Here is a 17,786-nt window from a genome sequence, read left to right as displayed (position 1 = left end):
TCGCCGGCCATGGCATGGCTGAGGAAGTTGGTCGGCGCCGCACTCGTGCTCGGCGGCGTCGGCGCGGTTGCTGCGTGGACGCTTTCGGCGCCGGTGAAGCTCGATGCGGAAACCATGGCCAAGCTCGCGCCGGGTGACGCGGCCAGAGGCAAGCGCATTTTTTATGCCGGCGGCTGCACCTCCTGCCACGCAAAACCCGGTTCGAAAGGCGATGGGCGGCTCGAACTTGTCGGCGGCCTTGAACTCAAGACCCCGTTTGGCACGTTTGTGCCGCCCAACATTTCGCAAGACCCCAAGGACGGCATCGGCGCGTGGTCGGCCGAGGATCTCGCCAATGCCATGCTGAAGGGTGTCTCGCCGTCGGGCGAGCATTTCTATCCGGCATTTCCCTATACGTCCTACGCGCGCATGAAGCCCGCCGACATTGCCGATCTCTATGCCTTCCTGCAGACGCTGCCGGCGGTTGCCGGCCGAGCGCCGGCCAATTCATTGAGTTTCCCGTTCAACATCCGTCGCGGCATCGGCTTGTGGAAACGGCTCTATCTCAGCCAGCAGCCTGTTGTGTCCCTGCCCGAAGGCGCGCCTGGTCCTGTGATTGCCGGTCGCTACTTGGTTGAGGGACCGGGTCATTGCGGCGAGTGTCACACGCCGCGTGACCTTGCGGGCGGGACAAGGAAGAGCGAGTGGCTGGCTGGAGCCACAGCCGCCGAAGGCAGCGGCGTCGTCCCCAACATCACCTCCGGGGAGGGCGGTATCGGCGACTGGTCGCAGGCCGACATCGCCAACTATCTCGAAACCGGCTTCACGCCCGATTTCGACTCCGTCGGCGGGGCCATGGTCGATGTGCAGAGGAACATGGCCCAACTGGCGCCCGAGGACCGCGCGGCGATCGCGGCCTATCTCAAGGCGGTTCCGCCGCATCCGAACGGCTATCCGGCGCGAAAAAAACCGGCGAACTGACTACGGGTGGCGATCGCCCAGGAAGTCGAAACCCGCCTCGAAGAAATGATTGTAGTTGCAGGTCAGTTCCTCGCCGGCCGCGATGTCGCGCAACGCAAAGCTTTCCTCGGGCGAGGATACGTCGCAATTCGGCTCGTCGGCGTGGTTCATGTAGCGTGCATCGTCGGCCTCGAAGACGATATAGTTCGGATCTCGTCTGTCCGGATAGGCATAGCGGTCGAGATAACTCTTCACCGGTCCTGTCTGGCTCTCATAGGTCTCGACCTCGATGAGCCGGTCGAATCTCGGATCCAGCTTCCAGATCATCGTGCCGCGGGAAATGGCATTCTTGGCAAAGACACCAATCCCCTGGATGGGGGATTTGTCGAGATAGACGTCGACGAGCAGCATGGCAGGCCCTTGTGCGATTGTGGGCTGTCATGGCCCGGGACAAAACGCGCCTTGGGTAGCGCGCGGGCATCGCAATTGCGAGCGAAAACCAGCAACACGGAATTCAAAAACCACTGATTGCCCGGCTCGCCGAGAAGGCCGCGCCGGTCACCGTTTCGCGTCAGCGCTGCTGAAGCGCCAGCCGCACGCCCAGGCCGCAGTAGATGCCGCCGACAATCTTGCCCTGCCATTTCAACACCGTGGGATTTCGACGCAGGAAAGTGCCAAGCCCGCCTGCGCTCATCGCGAAAACCACTGTGCTGAAGAGGCCCAGCAGAACAAAGATGATCCCCAATACCGCCAGCTGAAGCATCACCGATCCGTTTTCGGGCCGCACGAACTGTGGCAGGAACGCGAGGAAGAAAAGCGCCGTCTTGGGGTTGAGCATCTCAGTCAGTATGGCTTGCCGAAACGCCTTGCCCGCCGATATTGGGAGCCTGCCGGCGACGAGATCGGCCGCTGTCTTTTCCATGATCGCGCGAATGCCGAGATAGACGAGATATGCCGCACCGATATACTTTACGGCGCTGAACAGCACCGCCGATGTGGCGATGATCGCCGAGATGCCGACCATGGCCGTGAAGGTATGAAACACGTCGCCGGCCGCGATCCCTGCGCCGGTTGCGATGCCGGCTTTGGTTCCCGAACTCGTTGCCCGCGCGACCGTCAGCAGCGTGGCGGGGCCGGGAATAAATACAAAACCGAGCACCACGGCGACATAGGTGGTCAATGTGGCCAGGTCGATCATTGCTCGTATCCTCCTCGGCGTTCGTCGCCGATCAAGTCACGCCAGGGCCGAAAGGCAATGACCGCTTCAGCCCTGCGGCCCTGTTGCCTTGCCTGTCACTTTCAAGGCGAATGAGTATGTGTAGGCGATCTCTTCCAGCCGGGAAAACCGGCCGGAAGCGCCGGCATGGCCCGATTCCATGTTGATCTTGAACAGAACCGGATTGTCGCCCGTCTTGCGCTCGCGCAGCCGCGCCACCCATTTGGCCGGTTCCCAATAGGTGACGCGTGGGTCGGTGAGACCGGCGAGTGCCAGGATCGGCGGATAGCCGAGCGCAGCGACATTGTCATAGGGCGAATAGGCGGCGATCGTCCGGTAGTCGTCCGCCGACGCGATCGGATTGCCCCATTCAGGCCACTCCGGCGGGGTCAGCGGCAGGCTGGCGTCGAGCATGGTGGTGAGCACATCGACGAAAGGCACCTCGGCAACGATGCCGCCGAAACAGTCCGGCGCCATGTTGGTGACCGCGCCCATCAGCATGCCGCCGGCGGATCCACCTTGCGCGACGATGCGGTCATGCACAGTGTAGCGTTCGGCGACCAGATGGCGTGCACAAGCGATGAAATCGGTGAAAGTGTTCATCTTGTGCGCCCGCTTGCCGTCATCGTACCAGCCATAGCCCTTGTCCTTGCCGCCGCGGACGTGGGCGATCGCAAAGACAAAGCCGCGGTCGACCAGCGAGAACCAGTTGGTGTTGAAGGCCGCCGGCACTGTGATGCCATAGGAACCGTAGCCGTAAAGCAGGCAAGGCGCGGAGCCGTCCAGCGGGGTATCGCGGTGATACAAGAGCGAGACCGGCACCAATTCGCCATCGGCCGCGGGCGCCATCAGCCGACGCGTGACATAGTGCTCCGGCTCATGGCCGGACGGCACCTCCTGGGTCTTGAGCAACACGCGCTCGCGGGTGCGCATGTTGTAGTCGAAGACCTGCGCCGGCGTCGTCATCGATGAATAGGTGAAGCGCATGATCTCGGTGTCGTATTCCAGGGATCCCGACAGGCCGAGCGAAAACGCCTCCTCGTCGAAGGAGATCAGGTGTTCCTCACCGGTTGCCCGGTCGCGCACGACGATGCGCGGCAGGCCCTCCTTGCGCTCCAGCCTGACCATATGGTTCTTGAAGCCGATCACCGACAGGATCAGCCGGCCGGCCTCGTGCGGAACCAGCTCCTGCCAGTTGGCGCGGATCGGATCGCTCGCCGGCGCCGTCATGATCTTGAAGTCCTTGGCCCCATCGGCGTTGGTCAGGATGAAGAAAATGTCGCCGCCTTCCTCCATCTCGTATTGAACACCGGTCTCGCGCGCCGCCACCAGCTTCGGCTCGGCAAACGGCTCACCGGCGTTCAGCAGCCGGTATTCCGAGGTCTCGTGGTCGTTGATGGCAACCATGATCCATTCATTGGAACGCGTGCCGCCGACATTCATGAAGAAGCCGGGATCGTTTTCCTCATAGATCAGCCGGTCACTTGCCGGATCCTGCCCAAGCGCATGGAACAGCACCTTGGAGGGGCGGTGGCTGGGGTCGAGCCGCGTATAGAAAAAACCGTCATTGCCAGCGTTCCACACCCCCGAACCGCCTGTGTCGGGAACCGTGTCCGCGAGTTCCTTGCCGTCGGAGAGGTTGCGCACCCGAAGCGTATAGAATTCGGAGCCCTTGTCGTCGAACGCCCATAAAAGCTTGCCATGGTCGGCCGAATGATCGACGCCGCCAAGCCGGAAATAGGCCTTGCCTTCGGCCTCGGCATCGCCGTCGAGCAGGATATGCTGTGCGCCGCCGTCCCGCGGCATGCGGAAATAGCGCGGCTGCTCGCCGCCGAGTTTGAAGGAGGAGCCGTACGCGTAGGGTCCGTCCTTCATTGGCACGGAAGAATCGTCTTCCTTGATGCGGCCCTTCATCTCCTTGAACAGCCGCTTCCGCAAATCGGCCGTGTCGGCCATCAGTTTCGACTGGTAGGCGTTCTCAGCTTCGAGATGGGCGCGGATGCCCGCATCGAGCAATGCGGGATCCCTGAACATCTCCTGCCAGTTGTCGGCCCGCAGCCAGGCATAGTCGTCCGTTCGCGTGATACCGTGATGCGTGTCGAAAACCGGCCGCTTCTCGGGCGTTGGCGGGGTGACATCTGGGAATGCAGAAGTTTTGGTCATTGCGTCTCGCTTTGGAAATGTCCTGAATGGCCAATGAACACGCCGATCAGCGCGGGTTCAAGAGCCGGGCCTTATTGCTGCGCCGGGCTCCAGAAAGTGGGCCGGGAGGAGAAATGATGAATATCTATGCTCGCACCGTCGCGGCTCTCGCCGTTGTTTCCGCAACCATGGCCATCGCCGGCCAATCTCATGCGACCGTATTCGCCGCTTGGCAAGTGGCCAACGTGCCGTTCGGCGACACGCTCAACGTGCGCAAATATCCCTCGGGCACCTCCCAGAAACAGGCCGCATATCCGAACGGCACCGTTTTGCAGATGACCGGACGATGCACCGGCGGGACGAACCTGCTCGACATCGCCAATCAGCCGGCATGGAAGCAGCAGCAGGCGGTTCGCTTTCGCTGGTGCGAAGTCTGGCATGATCCGGACAAGAACGGCGGTTTCGTCACCGGGTGGGCCTATGGCAAATACATCGCTCCGTATTGAGTAATCCCGAGCTGGTCGGCTGCACTGCGCGTGAGGGCCGGCAATGGCAGAGGTAAGCAACCTCTGGTTTTGCGAAGGAGGGTGAGCAACCAAGATTGCCGGCGCGATCGCCAAGCAAAGCAAAGCACTCGGAGATGCTTTGTGAGTTAGCGCGAATGTAATGGTTAGCTAACGCCGCGTCACCGGCCGTTGGTTTCGCCTGCGAAATATCGAAAAATTACATCGTGCACGAAAGATTGAAGCTGATTCGGAAATATTTGATCAACATCGCTCAATATAGTGCAAGGATCGAATTGACTTACTTGCTAGGTAGGTTCATTGATGCCCCCGCGACGCGAATCGCAGAAGCTCTGTCTGCACAAAATTCGTGCAATGCCTTGCCTGTAAAAAAGGGCGCACTAAACTAACTCTCGTTGGGGCCTGAAGACCATGGATATTGTCGAAACACCTTCCAGAAACAGCGACGCGCTGATCGAGCTGACCGCCGACGTGGTGGCTGCCTATGTCAGCAACAATCCCGTGCCGGTCGGCGAACTGCCGAATCTAATCTCCGATGTCCATGCTGCTCTCGGGCGTGTGGGCGGAACCGCCGAACAGCCGCCCGCCGACAAGCAGAAGCCGGCAGTGAACCCGAAGCGCTCGGTTCATGACGACTACATCGTGTGCCTTGAAGACGGCAAAAAGTTCAAGTCGCTCAAGCGTCACCTGATGACCCACTATGATCTGACGCCGGATCAGTATCGCGAAAAGTGGAACCTCGACCCGAGCTACCCGATGGTTGCCCCGAACTACGCGGCCGCCCGCTCCCAGCTCGCCAAGAAGATGGGCCTCGGCCGCAAGCGCAAGGCCCGCTAAGCATTTGCTGCCAGGTGAGTACACTTGGCATCGCAGAATGCGGTTCAAACGATAGATAGAGCCGGATGGACAGTTCAACCGGATCGACATCGGCGCCTTCGGGCGCCGTTTTACTTTGCCGGCCGGGCCGGGACAGCGCTGGTACCAGTGCGCGGCATGATGCGATCGGCTGATCGCAGAGGCGATATCAGGCCGTCTGCTCGAGTGCGGCCTCTGCGTCGCGCCTGATGCGCTTGACCATCGAGCGAAGGCCGTTGGCGCGCTGCGGCGACAGGTGCTCGTCCAGGCCGAGCGCCTTGAGCGTCGCTTCCGCATCGATTTTCTGGATTTCGCTGGCGGTCCTCCCGGAGAACAGCGCCAGCATGATCGCCACCAGCCCGCGTACGATATGGGCGTCCGAATCGCCCCTGAAAGTGATGACCGGATCGCCGCCCGGTCCCCGTTCGGTGGTCAGCCAGACCTGGCTGACGCAGCCCGGCACCTTGTTGGCGGCGGTGCGTTCCTCATCCGGGAATGGCGGCAGCGCCTCGCCGAGTTCGATGACATAACGATAGCGGTCCTCCCATTCGTCGAGGAAAGAGAAGTCGTCGCGGATCGTCTGGATCGTGGTCGTCATGACAGGGATATAGTCATCCACCATCGCCGCGTCACGGAAAAACAAGGACACCGCGGGCGTCGAGAGGCAGACTGCCCGCGGTGCGCCGTCGAAACGGCTTAATTCTTTACCGGCAGGTTGACCGTCTCCGGCAAGACGACTTCTTGCGGAACGCTGCCAGTCATTGTGGAGATGTCGGGGCCTGCGGACTTGTCGTCCAGCATGGCGGCCGCGATCTTGGCTGTCTCCTTGGCCCTTGCGGTGATGGTGTGCATTGCCGACTTGCCGGTCTCACAGACATCGGGCTTGCGTTCGCAGATGCCGGCGATGTCGCCGACCGCGTCGCGGGCCGCGAACAGGGCCTGGATCGGTCCTACGCTTTCCTGGCCCGGCTCGCCGGGGCCGACGCCCAGCGGCAGTGCCAGCAGCACTAGCGAAAACCAGAAAGCCATTCTCATCAGGAAGAACATGTTCGCCTCTCGTCGTGACCGGATCATGCATCCATGAGCATGACCTCTTTTGTGGGCGGGATATTGGCACACAGGCGCAAAGGACGGCTTGCGGGTTAGCCGAGAATTTTCTTCAAATTTGAGGCAAATTCGAAACGAAGCGTTTTGCTGTCGATTTGTCTCAGATTGGGATCATTTTTCTTATCATCCATTAACCATATACTCCCTTGTTTCTATTGCATTTTCCACAAAATCAGGCGGTCGGTGCGCTGCGGCTGGCCACGCCACGGGCGGTCCCTGCGGATAACCCTCCGTTTACTATGGTGGCATTTGCCCGGGTTTTCGGGCGCTCCCATCCCGATATTCGCCGTGGGCCGAGCCTTGGGTCGGCCCTGCCTTATCCATTCTTTAAAGGCTGGGTGCGAGTTTCAGAGTCAATCAAAACGATCTGCAAAAGCAGAGCTGTTCACGACGAGTGCGGGTGCGTTGAGTTGATGCCGATCAAGGCCAGATACGTTGAATTGCCTGGCGCAATGGCGGCCGGTTGCGAACGTATGGTCCATCCCTCCATTCTTGGGCTGGACGACCGCGAGCGTCAGCGCCGCTTTATCGGCGCCATGCTGGCCGCTCCGTTCTTTGCCGCCGGTGCCGCGGTCACGCTCGTCACGTCAGGCATGGGCGCAGCCGTCACCGTGGCCGCCATCTTCGCGGCCTTTGGTCTCTGCTGGTTCATCGCCTTGCTGGTGGCCGCGACCGGAAGGATGGATCTGGCCGGCCGGGCGGCGCTGGCGATCGCGGGACTTGCGCTCGCCGGTCTTGTTGCCGCTGCCGGCGGGCTGAGCTCTCCAGTCGCGATGCTTGTCGTGGCGCTGCCGTTCGAAGCCTGGTGGATCAGCGCCTCTCGCCGCGCGGCGCTGTGGGGGGCCGTTTGCGCCGTCGTCGCCATTCTGTTGCAGCCTGTGGCGGCAACCGTCCTCCCGCACGCCGGGGTGCCGATCGCCGCGTGGCACTGGCTGCTGCCATTGGCCTGGGCGCTGACGCTGGTGCCGCGTATATCGGCGGTTCGCAATGCGGCGGCTGCGGCCGACGTAGGGGACCCCGGCGATCGTCTCGAAGACATGATCGACGCGGTGGTCCTGCGCGTCGCCCGCCATGGCGAGGTTATCGATGCCTCGGCAAAGGCACGTACGCTATTGAAACTGCCCCCGGAACTGCTTTGCGGAACCGGGCTTTTCGATCGCGTGCATCTGTCGGATCGCGTCTCCTATCTCAGTGCCTTGGCCGACATGCGCGACGGGGCGCTGTCGCGCAGGTTGGAGTTACGCGTCAGGCTGCCGCAGGACGGCAATGGACAGAATGGCAATGGCCCGGCGGACAACTATCGGCCGTTTTCGCTCGAACTGATGCGCGCGCAGGAGCAGGGCGACGTTTTCACGCTTGTGCTGCGCGAGAACGACGAGGTCGCCCGCTTGCGTGAAGACCTCGGTGCCGCCAATGACGCCGCGGCCGCCGCCGAAGTGGCGAAAGGGCGCTTCCTGGCGGTGGTGAGCCACGAACTGCGCACGCCGCTCAATGCCATCATCGGATTCTCCGACATGCTGCTGCACGAGATGTTCGGCGCCTTCAAGGATCCGCGGCAGAAGGAATATGTCGGTCTGGTGCACGATTCCGGCCAGCATCTGCTTGCCGTCGTAACCTCCATCCTCGACGTGTCGCGGATCGAATCCGGCGTCTATGCGACCGAACCGGAGCCATTCCGCTTCATGGAAGCCGTCGACATGTGCCAATCGATGATGCGGCTGCAGGCGCAGGCCAAGAACATCGATCTCAAGGCGCAGATCGCGCCGGACGCCGGCGAAATCAACGCCGACCGACGCGCGGTGCAGCAGATCCTCATCAATCTCGTCTCCAATTCGATCAAGTTCACGCCCGATGGCGGCGATGTCGTCGTCGGCGCCAAGCGGATCGGTTCGCGCCTGCATTTCTGGGTCCGGGACACCGGCATCGGCATCGCCGAGGAAGATTTCGCCAATCTCGGCAAGCCGTTCATGCAGATCCAGAACGACTATACCCGCCGTTTCGAGGGGACCGGCCTTGGCCTGTCGCTGGTCAAGGGGCTGGTGGCGCTGCACGAAGGCACCATGTCGATCGAAAGCATGCCGGGCGAGGGCACCACGGTCACCATCAGCCTGCCGGTGAACGGACCGAAAGGGCGCCCGGCGGACAAGGCCGGGGTGCTGACGATGCCGCTGGCGAGGGCGAAAGGGGACGGAAATGGCGCGCTCCGCAAAACAGCCTAAGGCGGCCAAGCGCCGCAGCAACGCCTTCCAGGACGGGGCCGTCGCCATCGGCGGCATGATTTCGCGCAATCCCGTCCTGGTAGGAGGGTCGACGGCATTCCTGGTGACGCTGTTCTACGTTTCGGCGAATGCGCTGTGGTACCAGCCTTTTCCGCATACTGGAGCCTTCTTCGCGACCCGCAGCATACAGGGCGTTCCGCATGCGGCCGCTGATGAGCCGGAGACCACCTTCAATATCGTGCGGCCAGGTACCGCGCCGGCGCCGGTCAAGGGCGATCCGGTGGTCGAGCAGGTGCAGGGCATATTGAAGGATCTCGATTTCTACGCCGGCACGGTCGACGGCATTTCCGGACCCAACACGCGCAAGGCGATCCAGGCCTATCAGCAGAAGGTGGGGCTCAACACGTCCGGCGAGATCGACGCGCTGCTGCTCGATCAACTGGGCGCGACCCCGAAAACCGCCGCCGTGCCGAAACCGCAACCGCGTCCCGAAGTGTCGCAGGCGGTTCCAGTGTCGCTTCAGACCGATACGGCTTCCCAAGCGCCGGATCCTCGCATTGTCAAGATACAGGCCGGGCTCAAGGCCTTCGGCAATGACGACATGCAGCTCGACGGCGTCGTCGGTGCCCGTACAAAGGCGGCCATCAAGGAATTCCAGTCGCTGTTCGGTCTGCCGCAGACCGGCGAGCCCGACGAACTGGTCTATGTCAAGATGCGCGAGATCGGCCTGACCAACTGACGGCGCAGATAACGGGTCGCCCAGCGGTGTAAATACCGATAGATAGTCCGCATGCTGTTCGGACTTTTCTCATGCGCGTGACCACGGATCTGTGGGTATCGGCCCTATTGCGTCGGGTTTTCGGCGCGGGCGGATTTGCCGCCGTGGTCAAGCGCGGCGCGACCGAAGCCGGCGCCGTGTTCGTCCTGACGCGGAGCCGGCTTGGTGAAATCGCCCTCTATGGGCCGGCGCCGCAGACGAGCTACGATTCGGCCAAGCCCGACGACCGTTTCTTTAGCCTTCTCGCCACCGCCGCCGATGCTTTGGTGCTGGACGCCAGGCTGGAACGCGAGAAGAAATTCGATCCCGACATCTGGGTGGTTGAGATCGAGGCCGGCGCTGTTCCTGTCGAGGAGCTTATTTCCGTGAAGATATCCTGAGGCCAGGGAAGGCCGCTGCATCGTCGCTGTTCGACGCCTCGCGGCTGGCGCTGTTGGCGGGGGCGGCGTCGCGAACCACATCTGACGGGGTCTCGGCCTTCCATTCCCGCACCTTGTCCAGCGCCGCGTCGCGGTGCAGGAGCCGGTAGCGATCGAGGAAGGTGCGGATCGCCTGCGGATTCGGAAACTCGCGGGAGTAGACGGCAACCGTGATCAGGAATGCCCGGTCCTCGCTGAGGTCGAGCGAGCGCAGCGCCGCCAGCAGTGGCATGTAATTCTGGTTCGCCGTCAGCGACCTGGCGGTTGAGAAATCGATATCGAGCGCATCGGCGAGCGCGGTCTGGAAGAAGGCGGCGTTTCCGGTCAGCGCCGTCTCCCGCAATCTGGCATAGGTGTCGGCTCCGGTGAACGGACCGACCTGCGCCGACTGCGCCTCCTCGCCGGTCCGCATCATGGAGCGCAGCCTGCGCCGGGCATTTTCGGCACCAACGCCCGGCGTCTGCTGCTTCGCCGCGCTGTCGGCGGCCGGCGCCTTCAAGGGAGCGGTTTGTGCCGGGGAGGCTTCCGCTTCCGGATCGCGCACCCGCACCAGCGTAGGCCTTTCCAGCGCCCTGATCAGATCGGCGATGGTTGGATTCAGGTTCTTGCGGCGCGCGATCGCGCGCGCATGCGGCAGCCCGTGCCGGCCGATCAGCGCAATGAGGTCGATGTCACCGACTGCGCGCGAGCGGATGAGCAAGGGGGCGGCGATGTCCACCGGCTCCTCGCACAGGCGTCGCACCAGCCCGGCAGGAGCGTATTCGCATTCAGAGAGAGCCGCCGCCACGTAGCGGCGCGATTCGACGGAGACGTTGTCGAACAGCGGCAGCGTCAGATCTTCCAGTTGGCCGATTTCACGGCGGGACGGCCGCGTAAGCGAGCAGAACGCAGACACCGCTGCGCGGAACAGCCTTTCGGCCTTTCCCGATTCCGTCCCTACCGCGATTTGCCTGAAGTCCGAAGATGACACGAGGGATACGCCCGATACTCTATACACGCTTGACCATGCTCGACCGGAACGTGTCGGTTTCGCGATTGCCTCGGTCAGGATGTCCTGACCTTAGAACAAAGATCAATTTAGCCGGGATCCGTTAGCGCTCCGTTAACCCTCTGCCGGCCTTAATGATATTTGGAGGCGTTGCGTTGTGCTCCGGGGCAACCGAGAGGAATACGCGAACCATGGGCATGGTACTGTCTTTCGTGCCGAGAACGGCACCGACCAATCGAGCAAAGCAAACCGCCGAAATACCGGCGGCGGTGATCATCTTTCCCGGCATCCGCTATGAGCGGTCCGCCGCGGCGGAAGCGCGGCCAGCCGGCCCTGACAAACCGGGATCGCCACGCACGCCAGTGCCGCATCACTGAACTGATGCGGATTGTCCGGGCCGCGGGTCTAAAAGTCCTGCAGCTCGCACGAACTCTGCTCCAGAAAGCGCGAGACGATCGACTTCCAGCTGTCGTCCGGCACGAAGCTGCGGATGACGAATATGCCCTCGTCGATCGGCGCTTCGACGAAGATCGCTCCCTGAAGCTCCTCGGGAAGGTCCCTGCGCATGTCGATCATCTGCGCCGGCGTCAGCACCACGGCATCCAGCTTGCCCCCGGTCGCCGTGTGGTCGTTGAATGAATAGATGTTGTGGCCGTTGCGGTCATAGACCGACACCGACCAGAAGGGCACATTGCCCGGCGCCCTGATCCTCACCATTCCCTCATCCAGATCGAACCGGCAAGCCGTCGCATAAAACAGCGGGTCGACCGATTTCACCACCGGTGCGCCGCCCGCCTCGGCATCGAGCCGGGTCATCCGGTAGAGATCCGACGCCAACGACAGCCGCGACCAGGCATCGCGTTCCGAGAATTCAGGCACCAGAAGCAGCACGACGATATGCACGATGCCGGCGCCGACGAGGCCGAGAAGGACGGCATGCACAAGTCTGCGCATCGCGGCGTAGACACTACGCATCGCAGCCCACCTTGGTGATCTTGGGCAGCGAAACATCCGACAGACCGGTGCTGCTGGCGATCGGCGTGTCGTAGAATGTCAAAACGAAATACATCCTGCCGGAACCGTCGGTCAGCAGCCAATTGCCAGGCATCGGGTGATGGCCGACGGAAATGAGCACCGAATTGTCGGATTGGCGCAGCACGCCATAGGATTGAAGCGCGGCAAGCCGCGATTTGCCGGTCTCGACCACGCTGAGCGATTGGTCGGCGGCATAGAGGGTCCAGAACCGGGCGGTCGGAAATCCGCCTTCGATCGTGTAGGTGCATTCGCGCCTGAGCTCTCCGCCAGCTGCGTCGTCCTCGGCGACAAAGGACAGCCCTTCGGCGCGGCCGAGCGCGAGCACGCCCTCGCGCGCCACGCGGGCCTTGGAATAGGGGTCGGCTGTGGGTGTGCCGATATCGGGAAAGGCGGTCCACTGGCCGATCCTGATCGCCCCGACGCCATCCTGCATGTTCAGCGCATACCAGACGCTGGCGCCGCCGCCGCCAATGGCTATGGCAAGCGAAAGCAGCGTCAGGAAGGCGTTCTTGAGCATGAAAGGCCGGGCGCATGAAGAATTGCCGCTCGGGGATATCGCGGCGCGGGGTCGTGTGGCAAGCCGCAGGACGCGGATTCGGAAGGTGCGGCTTTTGCTTCTTCGCGAAGACAGAAGGGAAAAGGCGCCGCGATCACAGCGCCGACAGCGTTTCGGGCGGAGCCGACGTGCCGAGCCTGCGCGCCGTTTCGAACAGGTGGGTCATGTCCCTGAGCGTCTGCGTCGTGCGGCTGGACAGCACCGGCGGCCGTTCGGCGGCGGCATCGGCCGCTGCCTGTTCCTCGCTCTTCTTCTGCGCTTCCGCGGCCTTGGCCGCGATCTCCTCGTCGACGAAGGGCTTGTCGATACCGGGGATAGGCTTGAGGTCGATGTTCTGATGCGCATAGACCATGAGCCGCTGCCACACCATCGCCGGCAGCGAGCCGCCTGTCATGTTCTTGGTCGGCGTGAAATCGTCATTGCCCAGCCAGACGGCCGCGGTGTAGTTGCCGGTGAAGCCGACGAACCAGGCATCGCGGTAGGATTGCGTCGTGCCGGTCTTGCCGGCGACGACGATGTTGGGTATCTGCGCGCGCCTGGCGGTACCCATCGCCGGTACCGCGACAAGCATGGTGTTCATCGATTTCAGCGCCTGCTCGGACAGCACGCGATGCGGCGGCGGCGCATCCTTGGCGAAATCGTAGACCACCTCGCCGGTGCGGGTGACGAGCTGCGTGATGCCATGCCTGGAGCCGACGAAGCCGTTCTGCGCGAACACGCTGTAGCCCGTCGCCTGGTCCATCACGGTCATGCCCGAGGTGCCGAGCACCATGGTCTTGTGCGCTTCGAGCGGCGATTCCACGCCGAACGATTCCGCCATCGCCTTGATCGGCCCGATGCCGAGATAGTCCTTGGCAAGCCGCACGGGCACGGTGTTGATCGACTTGGCCATGGCCACGATCAGCGGAACTTTGCCCGCCGACTCGCCGCCGTAATTGTGCGGCGACCAGTTGCCCCAGCTGATCGGCCCGCCTGATACGATCGAATTCGGCGTAAAGCCGTGCTCCATAGCCGTTGCATAGACATAGGGCTTGAAGGAGGAGCCGGTCTGGCGCAGCGCCTTGGTGGCGCGGTTGAATTGGCTGGCGCCATAGTCGCGGCCGCCGACGATCGCGCGCACCGCGCCGTTGGTCTCGATGACCACCACGGCGCCTTCGGTGACGTTGTACTCCTTGCCGAACTGGCGCAGGTGAAACTCCACCGACTCTTCTGCCGCCTTCTGGATGTTGGCGTCGAAGGTGGTGTGCGCCACCAGCGAGTGCTGGCCGGGCTTGGCGATCTTCTTGACCTCGTCGAAGGCCCAGTCGAGGAAATAATCGGGGCTCTTCTGTTCGCCGCGATCGACGACATCGGCCGGATGCAGCCTTGCCTGAAGCACCTGGCCCTCGGTCATGAAGCCGGAATCGACGAGATTGGACAGCACCACATTGGCGCGCGCACGCGCGGCCGGCAGGTTGATGTGCGGCGCGTATTTGGTCGGGGCCTTGAACAGGCCTGCAAGCATTGCCGCCTCGGCGAGATTGAGGTCCTTGACGCTCTTGCCGAAATAGAAGTCCGCGGCCGCCTCGATGCCGAACGTGCCGCCGCCCATATAGGCGCGGTCGAGATAGAGCTGCAAGATTTCCTTCTTCGACAGATTGGCTTCGAGCCACAGCGACAGGAAGGCTTCCTTGATCTTGCGCTCGAAGGTGCGCTCATTGGTCAGGAACAGGTTCTTGGCCAGCTGCTGCGTGATGCTGGACCCGCCCTGGACGACGGAGTTTGCACGCACATTTTCGAAGATTGCGCGCGACAGGCCGAGAACGTCGATGCCATAATGGTCGAAGAAACGCCGGTCCTCGGTGGCAAGCACCGCCTTGATGACGTGGTCCGGCATTTCATCGACCGGCACGGAATCGCGCTGGATGATGCCGCGCTGGCCGATCTCGTTGCCATAACGGTCGAGGAAGGTAACGGCGAAGTCGCCCTGGGCGCGCCAGTCGCCGGCCGTGTCCTGGAAGGCGGGAATAGCCAGCGCCAGCATGACGACGATGCCGCCGGCGCCAAGCGTGAAACCTTCGCTCAACAGCTCGACGATGCCACGGCGCCAGCCGTTGACGCGGAAGCGCCGCGAGAAAATCGTCGCGCCCTCCCAGAACTGGCGCGCCTTGAACCCGATCTCGTAGAGAGAGGAATCGATCCATGCATCGAGCGCCAGCAGCCGGGCGGCGATCGGACCTCTTCTCTTAGGCGGTTCAGGACTGACCATTCAAAAACCCGGACGGCTATGGCACGGCCTGAAAACCAAGCGGGCAGTTTCAGGGCGACGCCGCCCTGACTATTCATCCATTTGCGGACGCCCACAAGGGTGGCGAGGACACACCTGCAGGGTTTGTTGATGGGGGCGGTTGCAAACCGCCATTCACCTGCCTGACGCTGATCAGGCGGGCGAAGGTGGGGGTTGCCCTTCCGGACTCAGGCCGCCTCGCGCTTCAGCGCCTGCGCCATGCAGTGGATGCCGCCGCCGGTCTTGGAGATCTCGCTCATGTCGACGGCCGCCACTTCGAAGCCGCGCGCCTTGAGTTGACCGATCAGCGTCTGGCTGGATGTCGGCGCGATCACCCTGTCCTTGCCCAGCGACATGAAGTTGCAACCGAGCGCCATCGTGTCCTGGAACGGCACGTCGATGATCTCGTGCCCTTTGCCCTTCAGCCAGTCGACGATCCCCGGCTCGGTGCAGGCGAGGCAGACGGCGGTGAGCTTTTCTGCGATCGGCACCACCATCAGGTCGATATGGACATAGTACTCGTCGATGAAGGCGATGCGTGTTTCCCAACCCTCTTTTTCGAACCAGGCCTGCACTTGGCGAGCGCCTTCTTCCTGCGTGCGGGCGCCGCCGCAGCCGATCAGCACCACGCCGTCCTCGATGACGTTGAAATCGCCGCCCTCGAAGGTGCCTGCGGTGACCATGTCGTAGATCGGGATGCCGAGTTTTTCATAGGTTCGGATGGCGGCATAATTCTCGCCGCGCCGCCACCAGTTGGCCATGGCGGTGATGATGGCGCCGTAGGGCGTCATCACGCTGGAATCGCGGGAGTAGACCTGCATCGGCAGCTCCGGCGTCGGCTCGTGCCAGTGGATGTTGACGCCGAAATGCTCGTAGGCCGCGACCAGATCCTTGTGTTGTGCCTGCGCGATCTGGATGTTGCAGGGCGCCTCGCGCAGGTGCTTGCGCGACAGCGAGCTGGTCGAGAGATGGCGCAGGAAATTGGGCGAGCCGAGCAGCACGTCGGTCAAGACGTCGGTCTCGTTGGCGAAACCCCATGATGTCAGCGGCTTGGTGCCGCCGGCCGGGTTGCGGCGCTGCAGCGAAAACGGCTCGGCGATGATGCGGTCATGAACGGTCATTCGGTTCTCCTCGGGCGTTTGCGGTCATTGCTTGCTTGGTATCCACCAGTCGCGGCCGCGCGGCGTGGTGACATATTCCGGCCAGCGGAAGTTGATGGGCGGATCGTAGTCGCAGAGCGGCGCGATCCAGGTCGAACCGCCAATGCCGCCGCCGGTCCGGGCGACGAACTCGTCCATCGCCATGCCGCGCGCGGCCTTGTCTTCCAGCAGGCGAAGGGCCGATAGCGCGATGGTCTTCGCCGCGCAGGTGACCATCGGGTCGATAGTGGCCGGGATGCCGCCCAGCGCATTCATCGCCCAGGCTGGAAAAACATGACCGTTTGCCGAACGCAGGGCAGGGCGGGCGACATAGAAACGCGCCGTCGGCGCGTGCCAGCTCATGTCGGTGTAGTCGTCCGAGGTCGAGTTCACCTGCGATGGCGGCAGATCGCGGCGCAGGATCGCCTCCGCCTCCTGCGGCGCAATCAAACGCTCCAGCTCGTCGATGAATGGATTTTCGCTCGCCACCCCACCGGCATTGACCTGGATCTCGCGGGCGATTGTCTTCGCCGCCTCATCCCATCGGGGTGGGCCGACGCTCGCCAACGCCTCATAGGCGATTCCGGCCATGGCATGATTGGCCAGCCCCGGCCGCGACTTCGAAATCCAGTGCCGTTCGTAGCGGCAGCCGCTGATCGCGGCGGCGGCCGAGGCGTTGCGGTCGAGCACCGCAGTGACCTGCTCGGCCATGCGAAGCGTCGGAACGCGGATCATGTACTGGATCTCGGCAAGACCCGCCGGCAGATTGTCGGCAGTGGCCTGGCCCGCCGTCAGGATCGCCTCGCTGATCGACCAGCCGCCCTGGTGCGGCAGCATGGAATCGCGCAGCGCCTTGGATGCCATATACATCGTCATCAGCGCGTCGTTGGCGCCGGGCGCGCGAACCGCCGAATGCGCCTGCGGGATCGGGGCGCCGTCGCCCGCGGCGCGTGCCCAATTCTGCGGCTCGTCGCAGATGAAGCGATAGATCATCGCGTAGGCCGCGCCGCAATGGGTGTCCCAGCGCGCCGTGTTGCAGAGCGGCAGCATATAGAAGGGATGGAAGGAGATCATGCCGGCAAGGCCGTCATAGTAACCTTTGGCTGCATGGATCGGTTTCGAGCCGCGCACCTTCTCCGCCGGCTCGCCGGTGAAGCGCAGCGTGCCTGCAATGCCGTGGCGCTGCATGGCGGCCTTGGTGGCAAGCAGACCGCCCAGGCTGGCCATGCCCAGGCCCGAATGTGGATCGGTATGGCCGCCGGCCTCGATGCCGAGCCCCGGGCGGGGCCGCTTCACCGTGGCGGCGTCCTGACAGTTGCCGGGCACGGCGTCGTATTCGGCATACATGCCGATGGTCGGACCGTCCCCATTGGTCCAGTGGGCGCAGAAGGCCGTCGGCATGCCCGCGGAGCCCTCCTCGACCGAAAACCCCTCGCGCTTCAGCCGATCGACATACCAATCTGCCGACTGGTACTCGCGCCAGGCGGTCTCGCCGAAGTCGAAGATGGTACGCGTCCAGGCCGACAACAGCGGCTGGATGCCGTCGAGGCAGGCAAGAGCGGTTTCTTGCGCCGATGTCGTCACCGGTTTCTCCATACCCAAA

Annotated in this window: 17 protein-coding genes; 6 read left to right on the top strand and 11 right to left on the bottom strand. The window is 63.0% G+C overall.

Annotation, left to right across the window (positions count from 1 at the left end; translation table 11 throughout):
* The first annotated feature begins 9 nt into the window (after positions 1-9).
* Positions 10-960, top strand: a complete 951-nt coding sequence (locus LB566_RS03005; RefSeq protein ID WP_224623009.1) for a cytochrome c — start codon at positions 10-12, stop codon at positions 958-960.
* Here LB566_RS03005 and LB566_RS03000 read toward each other — a convergent pair whose 3' ends face one another.
* From LB566_RS03000 to LB566_RS02990, 3 genes are all read right to left on the bottom strand, one after another.
* Positions 961-1,350, bottom strand: a complete 390-nt coding sequence (locus tag LB566_RS03000) for an SET domain-containing protein (protein ID WP_224623007.1) — start codon at positions 1,348-1,350, stop codon at positions 961-963.
* A gap of 160 nt (positions 1,351-1,510) precedes the next feature.
* Positions 1,511-2,137: a LysE family translocator gene (locus LB566_RS02995; RefSeq protein WP_224623005.1), complete on the bottom strand. Its 627-nt coding sequence runs from the start codon at positions 2,135-2,137 to the stop codon at positions 1,511-1,513.
* A gap of 66 nt (positions 2,138-2,203) precedes the next feature.
* Positions 2,204-4,318, bottom strand: coding sequence for a S9 family peptidase (locus LB566_RS02990; RefSeq protein ID WP_224623003.1), 2,115 nt, complete (start codon positions 4,316-4,318; stop codon positions 2,204-2,206).
* A 113-nt stretch (positions 4,319-4,431) separates the two neighbouring features.
* On the opposite strand from LB566_RS02990, the gene LB566_RS02985 reads away from it, so the two are divergent.
* Positions 4,432-4,803, top strand: a complete 372-nt coding sequence (locus tag LB566_RS02985; RefSeq protein ID WP_411910455.1) for an SH3 domain-containing protein — start codon at positions 4,432-4,434, stop codon at positions 4,801-4,803.
* Between the two features lie 429 nt (positions 4,804-5,232).
* A complete protein-coding gene (locus LB566_RS02980) occupies positions 5,233-5,658 on the top strand; it encodes a MucR family transcriptional regulator (protein WP_095089970.1) in 426 nt (141 codons plus the stop codon).
* Between the two features lie 187 nt (positions 5,659-5,845).
* Here LB566_RS02980 and LB566_RS02975 read toward each other — a convergent pair whose 3' ends face one another.
* Entirely contained in the window at positions 5,846-6,274 is a 429-nt protein-coding gene (locus LB566_RS02975; RefSeq protein ID WP_224623002.1) for a SufE family protein, read from the bottom strand.
* A 98-nt stretch (positions 6,275-6,372) separates the two neighbouring features.
* Positions 6,373-6,723: a DUF5330 domain-containing protein gene (locus tag LB566_RS02970; RefSeq protein ID WP_140553953.1), complete on the bottom strand. Its 351-nt coding sequence runs from the start codon at positions 6,721-6,723 to the stop codon at positions 6,373-6,375.
* Between the two features lie 533 nt (positions 6,724-7,256).
* Here LB566_RS02970 and LB566_RS02965 point away from each other — a divergent pair.
* The 3 genes from LB566_RS02965 (at position 7,257) to LB566_RS02955 (ending at position 10,160) form a co-directional block, all read left to right on the top strand.
* Positions 7,257-9,002 (top strand): PAS domain-containing sensor histidine kinase, encoded by a 1,746-nt coding sequence (locus LB566_RS02965; RefSeq protein WP_224623000.1) that lies wholly within the window; start codon positions 7,257-7,259, stop codon positions 9,000-9,002.
* A complete protein-coding gene (locus LB566_RS02960; protein WP_224622998.1) occupies positions 8,977-9,741 on the top strand; it encodes a peptidoglycan-binding protein in 765 nt (254 codons plus the stop codon). Before LB566_RS02965 ends, LB566_RS02960 begins: the two co-directional genes overlap by 26 nt.
* A 71-nt stretch (positions 9,742-9,812) precedes the next feature.
* Positions 9,813-10,160 carry a DUF1491 family protein gene (locus LB566_RS02955; protein ID WP_224622996.1) on the top strand — a complete coding sequence of 116 codons (348 nt, stop codon included), beginning with the start codon at positions 9,813-9,815 and terminating at the stop codon, positions 10,158-10,160.
* On the opposite strand, the gene LB566_RS02950 is transcribed toward LB566_RS02955, so the two are convergent.
* The 6 genes from LB566_RS02950 to LB566_RS02925 form a co-directional block, all read right to left on the bottom strand.
* On the bottom strand, positions 10,138-11,169 hold the full coding sequence (locus LB566_RS02950; protein WP_224622994.1) for a hypothetical protein: 1,032 nt from the start codon (positions 11,167-11,169) through the stop codon (positions 10,138-10,140). The genes LB566_RS02955 and LB566_RS02950 overlap by 23 nt on opposite strands.
* 423 nt (positions 11,170-11,592) lie before the next feature.
* Entirely contained in the window at positions 11,593-12,162 is a 570-nt protein-coding gene (locus LB566_RS02945; RefSeq protein WP_224622992.1) for a DUF1254 domain-containing protein, read from the bottom strand.
* Positions 12,155-12,739, bottom strand: coding sequence for a DUF1214 domain-containing protein (locus LB566_RS02940; RefSeq protein ID WP_140553942.1), 585 nt, complete (start codon positions 12,737-12,739; stop codon positions 12,155-12,157). Before LB566_RS02940 ends, LB566_RS02945 begins: the two co-directional genes overlap by 8 nt.
* A 133-nt stretch (positions 12,740-12,872) precedes the next feature.
* Positions 12,873-15,026, bottom strand: coding sequence for a transglycosylase domain-containing protein (locus LB566_RS02935; RefSeq protein WP_224622990.1), 2,154 nt, complete (start codon positions 15,024-15,026; stop codon positions 12,873-12,875).
* Between the two features lie 206 nt (positions 15,027-15,232).
* Positions 15,233-16,165, bottom strand: a complete 933-nt coding sequence (locus LB566_RS02930) for a dimethylarginine dimethylaminohydrolase family protein (protein WP_140553939.1) — start codon at positions 16,163-16,165, stop codon at positions 15,233-15,235.
* 24 nt (positions 16,166-16,189) lie between these two features.
* Positions 16,190-17,779 (bottom strand): amidohydrolase, encoded by a 1,590-nt coding sequence (locus LB566_RS02925; protein ID WP_224622988.1) that lies wholly within the window; start codon positions 17,777-17,779, stop codon positions 16,190-16,192.
* Between the last annotated feature and the right edge of the window lie 7 nt (positions 17,780-17,786).

Origin of the sequence: Mesorhizobium sp. CA13, from assembly GCF_020165235.1 — a bacterium.
Lineage (GTDB): Bacteria > Pseudomonadota > Alphaproteobacteria > Rhizobiales > Rhizobiaceae > Mesorhizobium.
Note: the sequence above shows the minus strand (reverse complement) of the source record. Positions and strands in the feature narration are given on the sequence as shown.

Bases quoted from the DNA above. Each gene is read 5' to 3' on its own strand.
- LB566_RS02995 (WP_224623005.1), bottom strand. From the start codon at position 2,137: ATGATCGACCTGGCCACATTGACCACCTATGTCGCCGTGGTGCTCGGT.
- LB566_RS02940 (WP_140553942.1), bottom strand. From the start codon at position 12,739: ATGCTCAAGAACGCCTTCCTGACGCTGCTTTCGCTTGCCATAGCCATT.
- LB566_RS02955 (WP_224622996.1), top strand. From the start codon at position 9,813: ATGCGCGTGACCACGGATCTGTGGGTATCGGCCCTATTGCGTCGGGTT.
- LB566_RS03000 (WP_224623007.1), bottom strand. From the start codon at position 1,350: ATGCTGCTCGTCGACGTCTATCTCGACAAATCCCCCATCCAGGGGATT.
- LB566_RS02985 (WP_411910455.1), top strand. From the start codon at position 4,432: ATGATGAATATCTATGCTCGCACCGTCGCGGCTCTCGCCGTTGTTTCC.
- LB566_RS03005 (WP_224623009.1), top strand. From the start codon at position 10: ATGGCATGGCTGAGGAAGTTGGTCGGCGCCGCACTCGTGCTCGGCGGC.
- LB566_RS02975 (WP_224623002.1), bottom strand. From the start codon at position 6,274: ATGACGACCACGATCCAGACGATCCGCGACGACTTCTCTTTCCTCGAC.
- LB566_RS02980 (WP_095089970.1), top strand. From the start codon at position 5,233: ATGGATATTGTCGAAACACCTTCCAGAAACAGCGACGCGCTGATCGAG.
- LB566_RS02965 (WP_224623000.1), top strand. From the start codon at position 7,257: ATGGTCCATCCCTCCATTCTTGGGCTGGACGACCGCGAGCGTCAGCGC.
- LB566_RS02945 (WP_224622992.1), bottom strand. From the start codon at position 12,162: ATGCGTAGTGTCTACGCCGCGATGCGCAGACTTGTGCATGCCGTCCTT.
- LB566_RS02960 (WP_224622998.1), top strand. From the start codon at position 8,977: ATGGCGCGCTCCGCAAAACAGCCTAAGGCGGCCAAGCGCCGCAGCAAC.
- LB566_RS02990 (WP_224623003.1), bottom strand. From the start codon at position 4,318: ATGACCAAAACTTCTGCATTCCCAGATGTCACCCCGCCAACGCCCGAG.
- LB566_RS02930 (WP_140553939.1), bottom strand. From the start codon at position 16,165: ATGACCGTTCATGACCGCATCATCGCCGAGCCGTTTTCGCTGCAGCGC.
- LB566_RS02925 (WP_224622988.1), bottom strand. From the start codon at position 17,779: ATGGAGAAACCGGTGACGACATCGGCGCAAGAAACCGCTCTTGCCTGC.
- LB566_RS02970 (WP_140553953.1), bottom strand. From the start codon at position 6,723: ATGTTCTTCCTGATGAGAATGGCTTTCTGGTTTTCGCTAGTGCTGCTG.
- LB566_RS02935 (WP_224622990.1), bottom strand. From the start codon at position 15,026: ATGGTCAGTCCTGAACCGCCTAAGAGAAGAGGTCCGATCGCCGCCCGG.